A 17824-nucleotide genomic window follows, 5' to 3' on the forward strand; every position below is an offset into this window, starting at 1 on the left:
TCGTCGACACCGCCCGTTCGACACCGCGGATCAGCTCGTCGTTGTTCTTGCGCACCAGGTCCAGCGCGAGGTGGCCCTGCGCGCTGACGGCGAGCTGGGCCAGCGGGTCCTGGCGCCGGTGTTCGGCCCGGTGCCGTTCCGTCCGCCGGCCTCCGGCCCGGCCGATCCGCACGCGGGCTCCGCCGCCGGATTGGCCACCCGCTGGCCGGCCTCTGGCCAACCGGCTCGTCCAGCCGCTGTGAGCGGACTCACTACGATGTGTCACCACTGGCGGTCGACCCGGCCACCGGCGGGCTGGACACTGCAGGGGGTTCGGATGCGGGCTTGCGCTCCGTGACGGATCATCCACTGGAGACAGAGCCATTGGGCGGATGCGTTATCGGCCAGTGTCGCTACCCTGGAAAGGCGAGGACATTCAGTAGTGAGGTGGTCACCATGAGCGCGAACGGTGAGGCTCCCTTCTTCAATGCCCCCGAGCTCACTCAGCGCGACGGCACACTGTCCGAAGCCCCCGGCGAGATGTTCGCCGATCCGGTATCCGGGCTGGTCACCGCGGCGCCCGAGCCACGCAGCGCGATTCCGAATGGCCACGAGCCCGCCGCCATCGCGGTGGCCGGGCCGGTGCAGCCCGACGAAGAGGCCGTGCGCCGGATGGTCGAGGAGACGCTCCGCGAGGAGAAGGAAGCCGGCGTGAAGGCGCCGGAAGCCCTTCCTCCGGCGGGCACCTTGGGCGCGGGCCAGCCGCTGGGCTTGCTTCCCCGGCAGCGGAACCGGCGGCGCACCTGGCCGACCCGGCCACCGCAGCTGATGCGGCCCGTCCGGCAGGATCCGCTCGCCGAGGACGACCTCGACGACGTGGAACTCGTGCCCGTCAAACGGCGCAGGCTGCCACGGATGCCGGCGATGTCGATGCCGGCGATCAACCGGCCGTCGTCGAGCGCCGCGGGGGTCATGCTGGCCGTCATCTTGCTGATCGTGTTCGGTTTCGTCGCCATCGAGATGGTGTCGAGCCTGGTCAGCAGCGTGACCGGACTGTTCGACTAGCGTTCCTTCGCCGGTCACCGCCTGCCCCGCACCACGGGGCCGTCCCGCGTGCCAAGGGCCGATCGGGCTACCCTGGCTTCACGGTCGGGTCCTCACGAGGACGTCCGGCACCGCGGTGATGAGTGGGGTGGGCGTATCAGCGAGGGCGTGCGATCGGTACCCGGGGCCGGTCCGGGTTCGTCGTCGGGCGCCGAGGCGTCCACGATGAACCGGGTCCGGCGGGTACTGGCGATCAAACCTTTCCGGCGGCTCTGGGGCGTCACGTACCTGTGCAGCGTGGCCGACTGGCTGAACATCCTGGCCCTGACCGGTCTGGCCACGAAGCTGACGGACAACTACTTCGCGCAGAACTTCGCCTTCGTCGGCGTCGTCCTGACCGGCCTGGCCCCGGGGCTGCTTTTCGCCCCGATCGGCGGCCTGCTCGCGGACCGGTTCGACCGCCGCAAGGTCATGGTGGTCGCCGACCTGCTGCGGTGCGGCTTCCTGCTGTCCATCGCGATCGTCAGCGCGCCCTGGTGGCTGCTCGCGGGCAACTTCCTCGTCGGCTGCGCGTCGAGCATGTGGATCCCCTCGAAAGAGGCCGCGGTCCCCAACCTGCTCCGCCGTCCCGACCAGGTCGAGACGGCAAACCAGCTCGGCATGGTGATGACCTACGGCCTCGCTGTCATCACCGCGGCCGGCGCGAACGCGGTCATCACCGGCGTCAACACGACGTTCCACCTGTTCCCAGGCGACCCGAGTCTCAACATCGCGAAGCTGGTCGTGGTCATCACCGGCCTGCTCTACCTGGCCAGTGCGATCCTGATCGCCACGCGGATCCCCGAGCTGTCGCTGCGCAACGTCCACGCGACGCCGGAGCAGAAGGTCAAGCTGGCCGACGAAGAGAAGCTCGGCATCGGCGCGATGATCGCTGACGGCTTCCGGTTCATTCGCAGCACACCCCTCGTGCGCGGGCTGCTGGTGGGCGCGTTCGGCGCGTTCGTCGCCGGCGGCGCCGTAATCGGCTCGGCCAAGCCGTACTCCTCGAGCCTGCTGGCCGGTGACTCGGCGTTCAGCCTGCTCGTCCTCGCCGTCTTCCTCGGCCTCGCCACCGGCATGGTGTTCGCGCCCAAGCTCGCCCGCCGGCTCCCGCACGACCGGCTGTTCGGCCTCTCGATCGTCGCGGCCGCGATCTCGCTCGGGTTGGTGGCGCTGTCCCCGCACCTGACCGTCTCGCTGATCGCCGTGGTGCTGGTCGGCATCTGCGCCGGCACCGCGTTCCTCACCGGCGTGACGATCATCGGCTCGCGCGTCGAGGACGCCATCCGCGGCCGGATCAACGCGATCTACCAGCTGATGATGAAGCTGGTGCTGTTCGGCACCACTGTCACCGTGCCACTGCTCGTCGGCGCGGTGCACCGGCACACGATCACCGTCTGGGGCAACCCGCTCACCATCGACGGCACGCGCCCGGTGATGCTCGTCGGCGCCGCGATCGCGCTGGTCGCCGGCCTCTTCGCCTACCGGCAGATGGACGACAAGCGCACCGAGCCGATCCTCGCCGACCTGCGCAACGCGCTGCGCCGCACGCCACGGCGCGTCAACGGCTTCCTCATCGCCGTCGAGGGCACCACCGCGATCAACACCGCCATCCAGGCCGTCAACCTCGCCGATTGGATGCGGGGCGGCACCCGGCCGGTCGTCGTCGCCGCGGATCCGGCGCTCGACGACCAGCGGCTCACCGCGCTCGTCTCCGGCGCCTCCCTCACCGGGGCGCGGGCTCAGGCGCTGGCCGCCGCCGCGGTGCGGGCCGACATCGTGGAGCGGCACGTCCAGCCGGCGCTCGACGCCGGTTCGGTGGTCGTGATGGAGCGGTTCGTCGACTCGCCGCTGGCGCACCTGTCCGCCGTCGCCGGGTTGGACAGCGACGAACTCGAAGGCCTCGCCGACTGGGCGACCGGCCGCCTGCGCCCGGACCTGACGATCCTGCTGGACTCCGCCCCGAACGGCGCACCGCGCGACAAGGCGGCCGCGATGAACGACCAGTGGCGCGTCCAGCACCTGCTCACCGAGATGGCCGCCGCGGACCCGGAGCGGTACGTCGTGGTCGACGCCGACGGCACGGACGTCGAGGTCGCCGGGCGCATCCGCACCGCGCTGCGCGCCGTGTTCGTCGGCCGGCTGTCCGCCCTGGCGCCGACCTCGGCGAAGCCGGTGACGCTCCCGCTGGACACGCTGCCCATCGAGACCCCGGAAGAGCCTCGCGTGGAGGCGAAGTGACGACGACCGAACGCATCGGCGTCTGGAACCAGCTCGTCGGCCAGGAACCCGCGGTCGAGACGCTGAGCGCGGCCGCGGCGGCGGCCGCCAAGATCGTCGCGGGCGAGCCCGCGCCGCCCGGCGCCATGACGCACGCGTGGCTGCTCACCGGCCCGCCCGGCTCCGGCCGCTCGGTGGCCGCCCGGACGTTCGCCGCGGCCCTGCAGTGCAGCACCGGCACCGGCTGCGACGCCTGCCCCGGCTGCCACACGACGATGGCGGGCACGCACGCCGACGTCCGGCTCGTGGTGCCGGAAGGCCTGTCGATCTCGGTCGCCGAGATGCGCGCGCTGGTGCAGGCCGCCGCGCGGCGCCCGACGACCGGCAACTGGCAGGTCGTCGTCATCGAGGACGCGGACAGGCTCACCGAAGGCGCGTCGAACGCCCTGCTGAAGGCCGTCGAAGAGCCGCCGGACCGCACGGTGTTCCTGCTGTGCGCGCCGTCGGACCACCCCGAGGACGTCTCGGTGACGATCCGGTCGCGCTGCCGCCTGGTGACGCTCCGGACGCCGCCGCCGGAGGCGATCGCCGACGTGCTGGTGCGCCGCGACCACGTCGACCCCGAACGGGCGCAGTGGGCCGCTTCCGTGTGCGGCGGCCACGTCGGCCGCGCGCGCCGGCTCGCCACCGACGAGGCCGCGCGGCAGCGCCGGGCCACCGTGCTGCGGATCCCGCTCGGCCTCCGCCGGATGAGCGACGTCTTCACGTGCGCCGACCAGCTGATCAGCGCGGCCGAGGCCGACGCGGGTGAGGCGAGCAAGTCCCGCGACGAGGACGAGCGCAACGAGCTGCGGACCGCGATGGGCGGCGACGGCATCGGCAAGGGCGTCGCCGGCGCGAAGCGAGCCGCCGAAGCCGCGGTCAAGCAGCTCGAGAAGAAGCAGAAGTCCCGGGCGACCCGCACCCAGCGCGACACGCTCGACCTGGCGCTGGTCGACCTCGTCGGGTTCTACCGCGACGTCCTGGTGGTGGGGACCGGCTCCGGCGCGACGCTCAACCACCCGGACCACGCCGACCAGATCCGCGAAGCGGCCTCGGCGTGGACGCCCGAGTCGACGCTTCGCCGCCTCGAAGCGGTGCTCGAATGCCGCGAGGCGATCGACCTGAACGTGAAGCCGCGCATCGCCGTCGAGGCGATGGTCACGACGCTTCGCCAAGGCTAAAAACGCTGAAACGCTGAACGCAAAGGAACCCGCCAGGCGGCACCTGGCGGGTTCCTTCACACCCCTCGTGTCACTCGCGAGGACGGGGTGACGGCTTGAACGGCTTTTCCTCGACGGCGATGGCCAGCGGGCGCCGGCGGCCGCCCGGCATCGCGGCCACCATGACCACGCCGAGCAGCAGCATCGCCGTGCCGGTCCAGAACAGCGGCACCGTGTCGTACGCGCCACCGGTGTAGGCCAGGTTCTTCACCGGCCCCTTCGGCGCCTCGCCGCCCGCGGGCGGCGGCGTCGACGTGGTCCCGCAGACCACACCGCCGGTCGGCGCGTACGCGCGGGCGACCTGCTCGCCGAGCGACAGCTGGGCCAGCGACGAGGGCAGGTTCTTCGCCTGGTCGTCCGGCAGCAGGCTCTTGAGCTTGGTCGTCGGCAGCAGCTGCAGGTCGAACATCCGCGCCGACGCGCCCAGCTGGAAGCCCGCGAACGGCGTGGTCATGTTGGCCGACTTCTGGTCGAGCCCGGCGATGCTCAGCCGCAGCACCCCGAGGTCGAGCACGGTGCCGGCGGTGGTCCCGACCTGCTGCACCGGACCGTCGAGCGGCGCCAGGAGGCCGCCGACCACCGGCAGGTCCTTCAGCGTGCCGAACTGGTCGCTCAGCGGCTTCAGCGGCAGCCCGATCGGGACGTCCTTCGTCGGGTGCGTCGCGTCGAGCGTGTACAGCACCTTGCCGCCGGCCTCGATGCTCAGCACCGGCGCGGTGTACTCGACCTTGGACGTCTTCGCGTCCCCGGTGGAGGTCACCTTGAGCGTCGGCTGGCTGACCACCTTGACGCTCAGCGCCAGCGGCGTGCCCTTGAGGATCTCGATGTCCGCGGCCTGCAGCGTCGACGTCGACTGCACGGCCTTGTTCTTCGAGCCGGGGAAGTCGACGAGCGTCACCTGCGACCGCGACGACAGCGTGTTCGGCAGGCTCAGCAGCGACCCGTTGCCGTCGGCGGCGGTCTGCCCGCCGCCCTGCAGCAGGCCGCCGAGGCTCTGCAGCCCCTTGGTCAGGTCGAACCCGCTCGCCAGCGAGGTCGGGTCGAGCTTCGGCTTCAGCGCGTCCAGGCCCAGGTTCGGCATCGACGGCACGACGTTCAGCAGCGAGAGGCTGGCCACCGACGTGCTGGCGTCGGCGATGGTGTCGACGCACGGGCCGAGCGTCTGGCTCCACCGCGCGTGCGCGCTCCCGTTGAGCAGACCGACGTTGAGCAGCGGATTCGACGGCGCGTTGAGCCCCCCGCTGACCGGCTGCGGGTTGTCCGGCAAGGCCGTCTGCACAACACTGCCCGGCGTCTGCGGCGCGTTCCCACCGATCGACAGCCCGAAGGGAGACGCCTGCGCGATCGCCTTTTCGTAGCTGAGGTAGGCGTCCGAGTTCGCCGACGCGCTGGACAGACCCATCCCGGCCTCGAGCGCGGACTGCTTCGGCAACGTCTGCCCGAACCCCGGAAGGATCGTGTTCGTCGGCACGGCGTTGGGCAGCAGCCGGATGATCCCGAGCGCGGTCCCGGCATCCCCGACGGCCTGCCCCAGCGGCTGCGGCCCGATCGGCGCGGAGATGGGCGCCTGCCCCGGATTCGCCGGCTGCGGGATCGGCGTAGTCGGATAGGTCGAGTCGGCAGTCGCCGGCGCCGCGCTGAGCAGGAGCAACGCAGCAGCCGCCGGCAGGGCCGCCGAGCGGGGCAGTCTTCGCCGCATGTGCCAGAGCCTCCATAGTGGGTCGGCCGGGGAGTGAGACCGGCGTCATAGGGCCCTAACGACGATCCCCCCGAAAAGTAACGACGACAGCTTCCGCTACACTTGCGGTCGTCGCCAGCGCAAGCCGGAGACACGCCGCCTTAGCTCAGTCGGCCAGAGCGATTCACTCGTAATGAATAGGTCAGGGGTTCGATTCCCCTAGGCGGCTCCGCAGGTCAGGCCCCATCCGAGACACCTCGGGTGGGGCCTGACTCGTCTGGTGAGGGTCTACCTGAGTGCCATAGGCGCCTGGTCGGTGGGGCGGAGAAGCCCCCAGGTCCACCCGTGTGGGGGTAAGACCTTTCCCGTCGCGACCGCGCCCGACTCGACTACCTGGTGGATCCGCTTCCAATGGACCAGCTCCGTCACAGCGATGCTGTGTGGCGCAGAGTCTGCCGGCAAGCGGCCGTACTCGTCGGCCGAGAGCCTGCTGATCACGGCCTGGTAGTTCTCGCGCCAGAACGCCTCCGCCATGTGCTCCCGGGCCGCCGGGATCGCTGGGGTTTGCTTGAAGGTGAACCGCTCGCTTGCGCCTTCTGGGTCACCTCGTGGTCCTCCAGCGCTCTTCACTGCTGGAACGCTGATCGGGGCGGCCGCTTTCGTCTGCTTCTGTGGTAACAGCGGAGCGATGGTCAGCGACCATGTGCGCGGGTGCCGACGTGGGCGCAGCTTTATCGGGAGGAGTGGTCCAGGTGTTCAACTGGTTCGACCCCGCGACGGCGGTCATCTCCGTCGTCGTAACTCCGATCGTCCTGTTTCTGGCTCGCCGATTGGTCAGATTTCTCAAAGAGCACGCCTCAGCGGTCCTCGACGCGATCTTCTTCGCGCTCGGCCGGGTCTTCCGGACCGCGTTGATGCGTCGCGTCAGCCTTCGGCGGTACTGCCGGACACTGCTGGGGAAATCGGGCAGCAGATACCTCACCGTTCCGGGGCGGACCTCTATCTCCTTGGAGACGGACTCGATCTTCGTGCCGCTGAGTTTCAGCAAGAAGATGGGGTCGCAGGACCTCATGGAAGAAGCTCTGGAAAAGGGTCTGCAGGTGCGGGTCATCGGAGATCCGGGATCCGGGAAAAGCTCTCTGATCAAGAAAATGTTCCGCCAGATGCTGGATCAGGGACTGCATGGCGACGCCCGGCACAAGCTGCCGATCATGATCGAGCTGAAGAAGTTCTCGCCGCTGGACGCGGCCGAAGACGAACAGGCTCTGGGCGAGTGGGCCTACGGCGAACTGCGCCGCACTGTTGCCGCTGTCGAGGGCTTCGAAATGGAAAAACTGTTCGACGTCTACGCGTTCGGGCGCGGGTTGGTCGTCCTCCTCGACGGCCTCGACGAGGTGGCCGGCGATTCCTATCCTCGGGTCGCCAAGGCGATCCTCGGGTTGAGTAAGCTCCTGGAAAACAAGAGTGACGGCAACTCGATCGTGTTGACCATGCGCAGTCAGTTCCACCAGCAGGTCGGCGAAGACTTCGACGACAGCTTCCCGATGGTGGCGCACATCCAGCCGTTCACCCCGAGTGGAATCTACCGGTTCCTCAGTCGCTGGCCGTTCGACGACAAACACGAAGCCAATGTCGCCCGGATCTACGGCGAGCTGGCCGATCGGCCGACGCTCCGGGAGATGTGCTCGAATCCGCTCGTGCTCGCGATGTACGTCGCCAGTGATGTGGAGGGCAGGCATGCTGGCGGGGCGCCGGATACGCGTACGGCGTTTTATTCAAATGTCGTAGAGGAACTGTTGGTCCGACGGCGTAGCCGGCAGCTCGGCGTCCAGGCGCGGTCGATGCTGCGGGAACAGCGCGAGACGATCCTTGGGCGACTGGCTCGTGACAACATCGCCGACCCGGCGCAGCCGGCCAACTCGCTGATGTGGTCAAAGGCGATCGAGGTGGTGCAGGACGTCCTGCAGTCGTCCACGGCGGTGGCCGAGGCAGAGTTCCTGAGGATCTTGAACGAAACCGGGATAGTCTCGGTGGAGCGGCCACGAGAGTCTTTCCGGTTCATTCATCTGACTTTCTGCGAGTTCCTTGCCGCTAGAGAGTTCGCTCAAGGAATCGCCGGCGGATGGAAGGATTTGTGTGATCTTCAGCGCGACTTCGTAAAAAACGATCGCGTGCAACTCAGGAGTCGACTGGTCGAAGTAATACCGTTTTGTGTGGCATCCACCCATCGCTCGGAAAGAACGGAAGCTCTGGTCGAATTCGCGCCTTTGGTGGACAGTGAGACGCTGGGGCGGTGCTTCCTGGAGACACAGGCGTACGACATGGACATCTGGCTGGACTACCGCAAGAGGGAGGAGAAAGCGTTGGCTTCGGCTCCGTCGAGCGAGTGGGATGCGGATTGGCTTCGACGGCTCCACCTGTTCAGCGTGGTCCTCGCCGACGAGGGAGAGTGGCGAACGCTGTTCGGTCGCGCGGACGAGCGTCACCGCGAGCAATTTTTCGCTTCGTTGATCCAATCAGACAAGAACCGGTTGAACCGGGTATTCGCTACTTTCGCCAGAACCGACGCTTCGACTGCGTTCCGTCTCGCTGAGGCGGTGGGCATGGATCTCGTGGAAGAGCGTCCGGGCCTGGTTATCGCAAGCTTCGACGACCCCGTGTTCCGGTCGTTGGCGATCCGGAGATTCGAGGAGCTCCCGAGGGGGCCGCGCAGCGAAGAAAAGCTGGAGCAGTGGAGTATCGTACTCGCACATGCGGGCATGCACAGTGCGGCCGCCGCGCACGAATTGGCTGATCGAGATCCAACGCCCCTGCAGTCGAAAGTCAACGGCACCGTGGCTCCGGCCGACCGGTGGTACTTCAATGGTAAATTGCCTTCTGTCGAGGAGCGATCCTTCTTCGGGTCTCGGAAACGCTTGGGGCCGTCGATGTACAGCTATGCTTTGACGCTGGTCATCGCCAGGCGCCTGAAATCACCGAGCGGTGCGAGTTCGGTTGTCAGCGGGATCGAGCTCCTAACAACTTTGACTCCTCCTGGCAGGTTGAAGTCGCCGCTACTCGCTCGAATTCCTGCCTTGTTGCTACTTTTTCTTGTCTTCTGGCTGATCCTCCAGCCGATTTTCCCAAAATCTGAAGATTTTGTTTTGAATGTATTGGAATTAATCGTCGGCGGGGTCATGGTTGTTCTGTCCATGACTTTGATGTTTGCGGTTGCCGCATATCCAAGGGAGCGGGAATTTTGTTATGTGGACTTGGTGAATCTCAGTCCACCGTGGCGTTCGCGCGATCATGGGTTTTATGGGCGAATTTTTGTAACTTTGCCTCGATTGCTGCTTTGGAGGGTGAGGGCAGTGGGAGTCGAGTTGCGGCGGAGCAGTTTCGTGTCGCCGGAGTCCTGGATGGTCGCCGAGGAGGAGAGGCGCAAGGTTCTGCAAGTCTTGCTCGTTGATGACAGCAAGTAGCTATCAGTTGTCAACCGTGATTACAGCTCCGGAACCACCCGTCTGGGGCATCCCCGGGCATAGCGAAGGCCGCCTCCGGGGTCGGAGGCGGCCTTCGGCAGGGACGGGTTTACTTCGGCGGGGTCACCTTCACCACCGTCGCCTTGGCGTCGCCGCGGGGGGTTCGATAGGTGATCTCGTCGCCCGCCTTGGCGCCGACCAGGGCCAGGCCCAGGGGGCTGTCCGAGGTGATCGCGTCCGCGTCCTCGCCCGGGACCGTCACGACCTGGAACGTCTCTTCGTCTCCGTCGGGGAAGCGCAGGGTGACCACCGTGCCGTCCGGGAGCTGGCTGTTGCCGTAGCCGCCGTGCTCCATCTTGGCCGCCAGGTCGGCGATCTGGCGGTCCAGCCGGGCCGCGGCCTCCGCCCGGTCGATCACGTCCGCCTGGTCCGCCGCGTCCCCGGTGCGTTCCTGCTCGCCGGGTTGCGGCGCGAGGGCTGCCCGTTGCGCGCGCAAGTTCTCGATTTCCTTCTCCAGCTGGCTGCGCGCAGCCGGGCTGAGCCCCTTGTCCCCTGAGATCACCATGCCGGGCATTGTCCGCCGCGCGGACCGGGGTGGCCAATCCGGTTTTTCACCCGAAAGCCGCTCACAGGACGTCTGCCCTAGGATTTCGGGTCCGGCGTCCAGGAAGAAGGTAACGAGAATCACCGTGAGCGCAGTCCCCGGCCGCAGCGAGCAGCTCTCGCCGAACCAGCTGGCCAAGCAGGAACAGATCGTCGAGGCCGCCCGCGTCGTCCTCGCCCGCGACGGGCTCGCCGGGTGCACCGTCCGGGCCATCGCCGACGCCGGCCCGCTCACCAAGAGCGCGATCCACTACTACTTCGCCGACATCGACGTCCTCATCGACCGGGCGATGGCCGCGCACATCACCGCCTTCGCCGCGGGCCTGCGCGAGGTCGCCGCGAAGCACGACGAACCCCGCGAGCGGCTCTTCGCCGTCCTCGAGGAGTACCTGAGCGTCTTCGCCGCGAACCCGAACGCCGCCTTCCTCTGGTTCGAGTACTGGATCGCCGCCGGCCGCGCGCAGCACCCGCAGGCCATCGACGTCATGCTGACGTCGCTCACCGAGCTGCTGGCCGAGCTCCTCGCCCCGCTCGACGTCGACGACCCGCGGGCCCGGGCCCGCGCGCTGCTGTCGTACCTGCTGGGCACGGTCGTCCAGCAGCGCGTGCGCCCGCGGCCGTTCGCCACGCTGCGTGCCGACATCGAGGCGCTCTGCTTCGCGAACTACGGGTAGAAACCGCCAATAGATCCGTACTGCTCCGGATTGCGCCCTACGTCCGGCTCCCGCCAAGGTCAAGGAACCCCCGAGAGCAGGAGACGTGATGCGCACACGAACGTGCATGGCAGCGGCCGCGGCCGTCCTCTTGGTGCTCACCACCGGCGGCCAGGCCGGTGCCGCCCAGCCCGACGGACCGCAGGTGTACGAGGTGACCGGCGCCGCCTCCGCCCAGCAGCGCACCGAGGTCGCCCGGACCGGCGCCGACATCCTCGACGCCGACGGCGCGACGACCACGGTCATCGCCAACCCCGGCGAAGCGGCCCAGCTGCGCGCGCTGGGCTTCGGTGTCAAGGCGCTCGGCAAGGTGAACCGGCCGCAGGGCGCCGCCACCGTCGAGGACTTCCCGGCCGGCTACACCGGCTACCACACGTACGCGGAGACGCAGACCGAGCTGCAGAAGGCCGTCGCCAACTACCCGTCGCTCACCAAGCTGGGCAGCGCCGGCACCTCGTACGAAGGCCGCGCCCTCTCGCTGATCAAGATCAGCGACAACGCCGCCACCGACGAGAACGAGCCCGAGGTGCTCTTCACCTGCAACCAGCACGCGCGCGAGCACCTCACCACGGAGATGTGCCTGCACATCGTCCAGCGGCTGACCAGCGGGTACGCGACGGACCCCGCGATCAAGCGGCTCGTCGACAGCACCGAAATCTGGGTCATCCCCAGCGTCAACCCGGACGGCTCCGAGTACGACATCTCCGGCGGCACGTTCCACAGCTGGCGCAAGAACCGCCAGGGCCCCGGCACCGACACCAACCGCAACTGGGGCTACAAGTGGGGCTGCTGCGGCGGTTCCTCGGGCTCGACGTCCAGCGAGACCTACCGCGGCACGGCGGCGTTCTCCGCGCCCGAGACCCGGGCCGTCTCGAACTGGGTGAACTCGCGCGTGGTCGGCGGCGTGCAGCAGATCAAGACGCACATCGACTTCCACACCTACTCCGAGCTGGTGCTCTGGCCGTTCGGCTACACCTACGCCGACACCGCGCCGGGCCTGTCCGCGGCCGAGGCGCAGAAGTTCCAGACGCTCGGGAAGCAGATGGCCGCGACCAACGGCTACACGCCGGAGCAGTCCAGCGACCTCTACATCACCGACGGCAGCGTCAACGACTGGATGTGGGCGACGCACAAGATCTGGAGCTTCACCTTCGAGATGTACCCGAAGGGCAGCAGCCCGGGCTTCTACCCGCGTGACACCCAGATCGTCCCGCAGACCACGCGCAACGACCAGGCCGTCGACATCCTGATCAACGCCGCGATCACCGGCTGACCCCCAGCAGCCGGCCGCGGCTCGCGAACGGCCTCCTTCCCCGCTGAGCCGGGGAAGGAGGCCTGCGCGGTTTAGGGTGCGGGCATGCCTCTGTTCTCGTTCGAAGGGCTCAGCCCGCAGGTCCACCCGGACGCCTGGATCGCGCCCACCGCCACGCTCATCGGCGACGTCGTCGTCGAGAAGGACGCCTCGATCTGGTACGGCGTGGTGATCCGGGCCGACTTCGGCCGGATCGTCATCCGCGAGGGCGCCAACATCCAGGACAACTCGGTGATCCACGTCAACGACGGCGTCTGCGAAGTGGGCAAGAACGTCACCGTGGGCCACCAGTGCCTGGTGCACGACTGCACGATCGAGGAGCAGGCGCTGATCGGCAACGGCTCGACCGTGCTCGACAAGGCGAAGATCGGCGCGCGGGCGCTGGTCGCGGCCGGGGCGACGGTCACCCCGGCGACGGAGGTGCCGCCGGAGGTGATCGCGATGGGCAGCCCGGCGAAGAAGTTCGTCCCCCTGACCGACTCGGCGCGGATGTGGGTCGAGCACAACGCGGCGATCTACCAGGAGCTGGCGCGCCGGCACCGCGCGGGAACCAAACCGGTTTGACCCTCCAGTAACTGGAGACTCTAGCTTCGGGGCATGGCTCCGAAGAAGAAACTCACCCACCAGGTCACCCTGGAACTCACCGCGGGCAACGCCCCGGTCGTCGACCTCGGCAAGATGCTGGGGCAGACCGGGGTCAACCTCGTCGAAATCAAGAAGACCTACGACGCGGCGACGGCGGCCCAGCGCGGCGACATCGTGCCGGTGGTCGTCTCGGTGTTCGAGGACCGCTCGTTCGCGCTCCGGCTCAAGACGCCCCCGACGTCGTTCCTCATCAAGAAAGCGTTGGGGGACAAGGGTTCTTCGCGGCCCGGGCACGAGGTCGCGGGCAAGCTGACGGAGGCTCAGCTGCGCGAGATCGCCGAGCGCAAGCTGCCGGACCTGAACACCGCCGACGTCGAGGCGGCGATGCGCACGATCGCCGGCACGGCGCGGTCCATGGGGGTCGTGGTCGTGGATTGAGTGCACCGGGCTTCGAGTGGCGTGGACTAGGCTTGTTCCCGCAGCAGCGACTGGCGCCATCGAGGTGGAGCACCACCGGGAAGCGACGACGAGGCCGGCACCGCGCGCCTGGGTGAAGGCCACTCCAGAGCCGGAGTACGCCATGACACACCAGCCGAAACTGAACGCACTCGCCGCCGCCGACCCCGCCATCGCCAGGCTCGTCGAGGATGAGGCGAAGCGGCAGCACGACAAGATCCGCCTGATCGCGTCGGAGAACTACGTCTCGCAGGCTGTGCTCGAAGCCACCGGGACCGTGCTCACCAACAAGTACTCCGAGGGCTACGCGGGCAAGCGGTACTACGAGGGCCAGCAGTTCATCGACCAGGTCGAGCAGCTGGCCATCGAGCGGGCGAAGGCCGTGTTCGGCGCCGACCACGCGAACGTCCAGCCGTACTCCGGTTCTCCGGCGAACCTGGCCGTGTACCTGGCCTTCGCCCAGCCGGGTGACACCGTGCTCGGCATGGCGCTGCCCGACGGCGGCCACCTCACGCACGGCTGGAGCGTGTCCGCCACCGGCAAGTGGTTCAACCCCGTGCGCTACGGCGTCGCCAAGGAGACCGGCCGCGTCGACCTCGACCAGGTGCGCGACCTCGCCCGGCAGCACCGGCCGAAGCTGATCTTCGCCGGCGGCACGGCGATCCCGCGCACGATCGACTTCCCGGCGTTCGCCGAGATCGCCGCAGAGGTGGACGCGGTGCTCGTCGCCGACATCGCGCACATCGCCGGCCTGGTCGCCGGCGGCGCGCACCCGTCGCCGGTCGGGCACGCGCAGGTGATCACGACGACCACGCACAAGACCCTGCGCGGCCCGCGCGGCGCGATGATCCTCTCCGACGCCGACCACACCAAGGCCGTCGACAAGGCGGTGTTCCCGGGGCTGCAGGGCGGCCCGCACAACCACACGACCGCGGCGATCGCGGTCGCGCTCGGCGAGGCGCAGCAGCCGTCGTTCAGCGAGTACGCGCACCGGATCGTCGCGAACGCCCGCGCCCTGGCCGACGCGCTGCTGGCCTGCGGTTACGACCTCGTGTCCGGCGGCACCGACAACCACCTGCTGCTGATCGACCTGACGAACAAGGGGGTCGCGGGCAAGCCGGCCGCGCAGGCCCTCGACCGCGCGGGCATCGAGCTGAACTACAACACGGTGCCGTTCGACCCGCGCAAGCCGTTCGACCCGTCCGGCATCCGGCTCGGCACGTCCGCGATCACCACCCGCGGCCTGCGGCCGGAGCACCAGGTCGAGGTGGCGGCGTGGATCGACCGCACGATCACCGCGGCGGCCGCCGAGGACGAAGCCGAGCTGGACACGATCGCCGCGGAGATCCGCGAGTTCCTGGCGCCTTTCCCGATCCCGGGCTACTCCGCCTGAGCCCAGCTGACCGAAGGCCGTCTCTGAAGCTCCGGAGGCGGCCTTCGGCGCGTTCGGAGACGGGCGTCACAGAAAATTTGATCGCACTCTACAAGCTTCCCGGGGAATACTTGGCTCAAGCAAGTAGTTGAGAGGTACAAGCAACTACGCGGAGACTTCCCGAGGGAGACCACCATGAGCGACACCACCACGGCGGAAGGAGCGGCCGCTACGAACGGCAAACTGACTCACCGCCAGATCCTGACCGTGCTGTCCGGGCTGATGCTCGGCATGTTCCTCGCCGCACTCGACCAGACCATCGTTTCGAGCTCGATGCGCACCATCGCCGACGAGCTCCACGGCCTGTCCCTGCAGGCCTGGGCGACCACCGCCTACCTCATCACCGCGACGCTCTCGACGCCGCTGTACGGCAAGCTGTCCGACCTCTACGGCCGCAAGCCCATGTACCTGACGGCGATCTCGCTGTTCCTGGTCGGCTCGCTGGCCAGCGGCATGGCGACGTCGATGTACGAACTCGCCGCGTTCCGCGCCTTCCAGGGCCTCGGCGCCGGTGGCCTGATGTCGCTGGCCCTCGCGATCATCACCGACATCACCGCGCCCCGTGAGCGCAGCAAGTACCAGGGCTACTTCATGGCCGTCTTCGGTGTCTCGAGCGTCCTGGGCCCGGTCGTCGGCGGCTTCTTCGCCGGGGTCGACTCCTTCGCCGGCATCACCGGCTGGCGCTGGGTCTTCCTGGTCAACGTCCCGATCGCGCTCGCCGCGCTGGTCGTCGTCACCAAGGTGCTGAACCTCCCGCACAACCGCGTGGACCAGAAGGTCGACTACTGGGGTGCCGTCGCGCTGGCCACCGGCCTGGTGCCGCTGCTGATCGTCGCCGAGCAGGGCCGCGAGTGGGGCTGGGGCTCCGCCGCTTCGATCGCGATGTACGTCGTCGGCGCGCTGGGCGTGACCGCCTTCGTCCGGATCGAACGCCGGATGGGCGACGCCGCCCTGCTGCCGCTGCGCCTGTTCGGCCGGCCGGTGTTCCGGATGTCGACGATCGTCACCGTCGTGCAGGGTGCCGGGATGTTCGGCGCGATGATGTCGCTGCCGCTGTACCTGCAGATCGTCAAGGGCGCGACGCCGACCCAGGCCGGCCTGCAGATGCTCCCGCTGACGCTGGGCATCATGATCGCCAGCCTGACCAGCGGCCGCCTGATCTCCAAGACCGGGCGCTACAAGATGTTCGCGGTGGCCGGGATCGGCCTGATGGCGGCGGCGCTGTTCGCGCTGGCGACGATCACCGTCGACACCTCGCTGGCGCTGGTCATGGTGATCGCCTTCGTGATCGGCCTCGGCCTCGGCGCCTCGATGCAGACGCTGGTGCTGGCCGCGACCAACGACGTCCGCCCGCAGGACATCGGCGTCGCCACCTCGGCGGCGACGTTCTTCCGGCAGATCGGCGGCACGGCGGGCACCGCGGTGTTCCTGTCGATCCTGTTCGGCACGGTCGGCGACCGGATCGCGAACGCCATCCGCTCGGCGATGACCACGCCGGCCTACACGGCGGCGCTGGCGCAGCACCCGGAGTTCGCGAGGCAGATGCAGAGCGGCCTCGACGTCAACGACACGTCGTTCCTGTCGACGCTCGACCCGACGCTGGCCCGGCCGATCCTGCAGGGCTTCGCCGAGTCGATGAGCACGGTGTTCCTGGTCGGCGGGATCGTGCTGACCGTCGGCTTCGCGCTGGTGTGGTTCCTCAAGGAGAAGCCGCTGTCGGACAAGTCGGCCATGGAGCAGCGCGCGGAGGCCGAGGCAGAAGCCGCTCCGGCCCTCGCGCTCGCGCACTGACCGCAACGCAAAAGGCCCCTCGGGAAGCTTCCCGAAGGGCCTTTTCGCGTGCGGGCTAGTGGGCCGAGCCGCCGTTGGCCGCTTCCTTGGCCAGGCGGTCGGTCTCGCGCTCGTACGACCGGCCGATCTCGGCCTCGGCCTCGGTACGACCGACCCAGCTCGAGCCTTCGACGCTCTTGCCGGGCTCGAGGTCCTTGTAGACCTCGAAGAAGTGCTGGATCTCCAGCCGGTGGAACTCGTTCATGTGGTGGATGTCGCGCAGGTGCTCGAGGCGCGGGTCGTTCGACGGAACGGCGATGACCTTGTCGTCCGGGCCCTTCTCGTCGGTCATCCGGAACATGCCGATCGCGCGGCAGCGGATCAGGCAGCCCGGGAAGGTCGGCTCCTGGACGAGCACCATCACGTCCAGCGGGTCGCCGTCCTGGCCGAGGGTGTCGTCGATGAAGCCGTAGTCAGCCGGGTACTGCGTGGCCGTGAACAGGGTCCGGTCCAGCTTGATGCGGCCGGTCTTGTGGTCGACCTCGTACTTGTTGCGCTCCCCTTTGGGGATTTCGATCGTGACGTCGAACTCCACGCCTGTCCTCACTGCTTCTTCATAGGTCCCCGGCATGCCACGCGTCGCGGGCGGCAACCTTCATGACTGTCTTGACGTCTCCTAGTGTGGACTACGCCCTGCCCGGGGGTCGCATCGATGTCGGCCTCGCGGCATGTGAGCTTGGCCCCTCCCGGGGCAGGTGAGAAGGAGTGGTGGGTGCCGGAAAACGACCAGCCGATGTGGCCTTCGTCGGACGAAGACCGCTCGTCGTCCGGCGCGCGGGAGACCACTCCGATGTCCCTGCCGGACCCTCCGGAAGGGGCGCCGGGCGGCTCCGGCGTGCCCAAGGTCACAGGCAGCCAGGCGCCGAAGGGATCGTGGTTCGCGCCGAACGTCCCGCCCGAGCCGGTTCCCGGTCTCAACGCCCCGGTGGAGGAGCCGCCGCCCCCGCCGTCCCCGGCCAAGCAGGACCTCGCCGACCGCCTCGGCAGCCGCGCGAAGCAGCAGCCCGCGGCCCAGGAGCCCCCGGCGGCCCAGCAGCCCCCGGCGCCGGAACCCACCGCGCAGAGCACCCAGTACATCCGGGTCGAGCAGGCCGAGCTCGAGCCCGACGCGCCGGCGTCGGCCGGGGAGAGCACTCAATACGTCGAGCCGCCGGAGCCGAAGCCCGCTGCGCCGGCGTCGGCCGGGGAGAGCACCCAGTACGTCGAGCCG

The 17824-nt window shown here is 68.6% G+C and carries 14 protein-coding genes, 1 tRNA gene, 1 pseudogene and 1 riboswitch; of the genes and pseudogenes, 12 read left to right on the plus strand and 4 right to left on the minus strand.

Translation table 11 applies throughout. The annotated features are described in order from the left end of the window. The coding region (locus C2L58_RS50785; protein ID WP_233225980.1) for a toxic anion resistance protein at positions 1 to 364 on the minus strand (364 nt) is incomplete at its 3' end. A 71-nt stretch (positions 365 to 435) separates the two neighbouring features. Here C2L58_RS50785 and C2L58_RS27980 point away from each other — a divergent pair. The 3 genes from C2L58_RS27980 (at position 436) to C2L58_RS27990 (ending at position 4505) form a co-directional block, all read left to right on the plus strand. Beyond that, a complete protein-coding gene (locus C2L58_RS27980) occupies positions 436 to 1044 on the plus strand; it encodes a hypothetical protein (protein ID WP_233225981.1) in 609 nt (202 codons plus the stop codon). A 147-nt stretch (positions 1045 to 1191) separates the two neighbouring features. After that, positions 1192 to 3303, plus strand: a complete 2112-nt coding sequence (locus tag C2L58_RS27985; protein WP_103340666.1) for a bifunctional MFS transporter/dTMP kinase — start codon at positions 1192 to 1194, stop codon at positions 3301 to 3303. Next, the gene (locus tag C2L58_RS27990) at positions 3300 to 4505 is read left to right on the plus strand and encodes a DNA polymerase III subunit delta' (RefSeq protein WP_103340667.1); all 1206 of its coding nucleotides are present in this window, start codon (positions 3300 to 3302) and stop codon (positions 4503 to 4505) included. Before C2L58_RS27985 ends, C2L58_RS27990 begins: the two co-directional genes overlap by 4 nt. Positions 4506 to 4575: 70 nt before the next feature. Here C2L58_RS27990 and C2L58_RS27995 read toward each other — a convergent pair whose 3' ends face one another. Then, positions 4576 to 6243 (minus strand): hypothetical protein, encoded by a 1668-nt coding sequence (locus C2L58_RS27995; protein WP_199191478.1) that lies wholly within the window; start codon positions 6241 to 6243, stop codon positions 4576 to 4578. A gap of 134 nt (positions 6244 to 6377) precedes the next feature. On the opposite strand from C2L58_RS27995, the gene C2L58_RS28000 reads away from it, so the two are divergent. Both C2L58_RS28000 and C2L58_RS28010 read left to right on the plus strand, forming a co-directional pair. Beyond that, positions 6378 to 6451: transfer RNA gene (locus C2L58_RS28000), tRNA-Thr, on the plus strand. Positions 6452 to 6974: 523 nt separating this feature from the next. Next, the gene (locus C2L58_RS28010) at positions 6975 to 9683 is read left to right on the plus strand and encodes an NACHT domain-containing protein (RefSeq protein WP_158264186.1); all 2709 of its coding nucleotides are present in this window, start codon (positions 6975 to 6977) and stop codon (positions 9681 to 9683) included. Positions 9684 to 9792: 109 nt separating this feature from the next. Here the strand turns inward: C2L58_RS28010 and C2L58_RS28015 are convergent, their stop codons facing one another. After that, positions 9793 to 10248 (minus strand): GreA/GreB family elongation factor, encoded by a 456-nt coding sequence (locus tag C2L58_RS28015; protein ID WP_103340677.1) that lies wholly within the window; start codon positions 10246 to 10248, stop codon positions 9793 to 9795. Between the two features lie 124 nt (positions 10249 to 10372). Here C2L58_RS28015 and C2L58_RS28020 point away from each other — a divergent pair, with 124 nt between their 5' ends. The 6 genes from C2L58_RS28020 (at position 10373) to C2L58_RS28045 (ending at position 16575) form a co-directional block, all read left to right on the plus strand. After that, positions 10373 to 10960: a TetR/AcrR family transcriptional regulator gene (locus tag C2L58_RS28020; RefSeq protein ID WP_103340670.1), complete on the plus strand. Its 588-nt coding sequence runs from the start codon at positions 10373 to 10375 to the stop codon at positions 10958 to 10960. A 106-nt stretch (positions 10961 to 11066) separates the two neighbouring features. Continuing rightward, a complete protein-coding gene (locus tag C2L58_RS28025; protein WP_103340671.1) occupies positions 11067 to 12272 on the plus strand; it encodes a M14 family metallopeptidase in 1206 nt (401 codons plus the stop codon). Positions 12273 to 12356: 84 nt separating this feature from the next. Continuing rightward, entirely contained in the window at positions 12357 to 12875 is a 519-nt protein-coding gene (locus C2L58_RS28030; RefSeq protein ID WP_103340672.1) for a gamma carbonic anhydrase family protein, read from the plus strand. 33 nt (positions 12876 to 12908) lie between these two features. After that, on the plus strand, positions 12909 to 13334 hold the full coding sequence (gene rplK / locus C2L58_RS28035; RefSeq protein WP_103340673.1) for a 50S ribosomal protein L11: 426 nt from the start codon (positions 12909 to 12911) through the stop codon (positions 13332 to 13334). A 36-nt stretch (positions 13335 to 13370) separates the two neighbouring features. Then, positions 13371 to 13455: riboswitch (ZMP/ZTP riboswitch) on the plus strand. A 21-nt stretch (positions 13456 to 13476) separates the two neighbouring features. Next, complete coding sequence (glyA, locus tag C2L58_RS28040) at positions 13477 to 14745, plus strand: serine hydroxymethyltransferase (protein ID WP_103340674.1); 1269 nt, start codon at positions 13477 to 13479, stop codon at positions 14743 to 14745. Between the two features lie 174 nt (positions 14746 to 14919). Next, positions 14920 to 16575 (plus strand): MDR family MFS transporter, encoded by a 1656-nt coding sequence (locus tag C2L58_RS28045; protein ID WP_103340675.1) that lies wholly within the window; start codon positions 14920 to 14922, stop codon positions 16573 to 16575. A gap of 55 nt (positions 16576 to 16630) precedes the next feature. Here the strand turns inward: C2L58_RS28045 and C2L58_RS28050 are convergent, their stop codons facing one another. Beyond that, a complete protein-coding gene (locus C2L58_RS28050; protein ID WP_013230477.1) occupies positions 16631 to 17149 on the minus strand; it encodes an inorganic diphosphatase in 519 nt (172 codons plus the stop codon). A gap of 177 nt (positions 17150 to 17326) precedes the next feature. Between C2L58_RS28050 and C2L58_RS28055 the strand changes: the two are divergent. After that, positions 17327 to 17824 (plus strand): annotated as a pseudogene (locus C2L58_RS28055) (D-alanyl-D-alanine carboxypeptidase/D-alanyl-D-alanine endopeptidase); the annotation flags it as partial.

It is taken from the genome of Amycolatopsis sp. CA-126428 (genome assembly GCF_002904335.1).
Taxonomy (GTDB): Bacteria; Actinomycetota; Actinomycetes; order Mycobacteriales; family Pseudonocardiaceae; genus Amycolatopsis.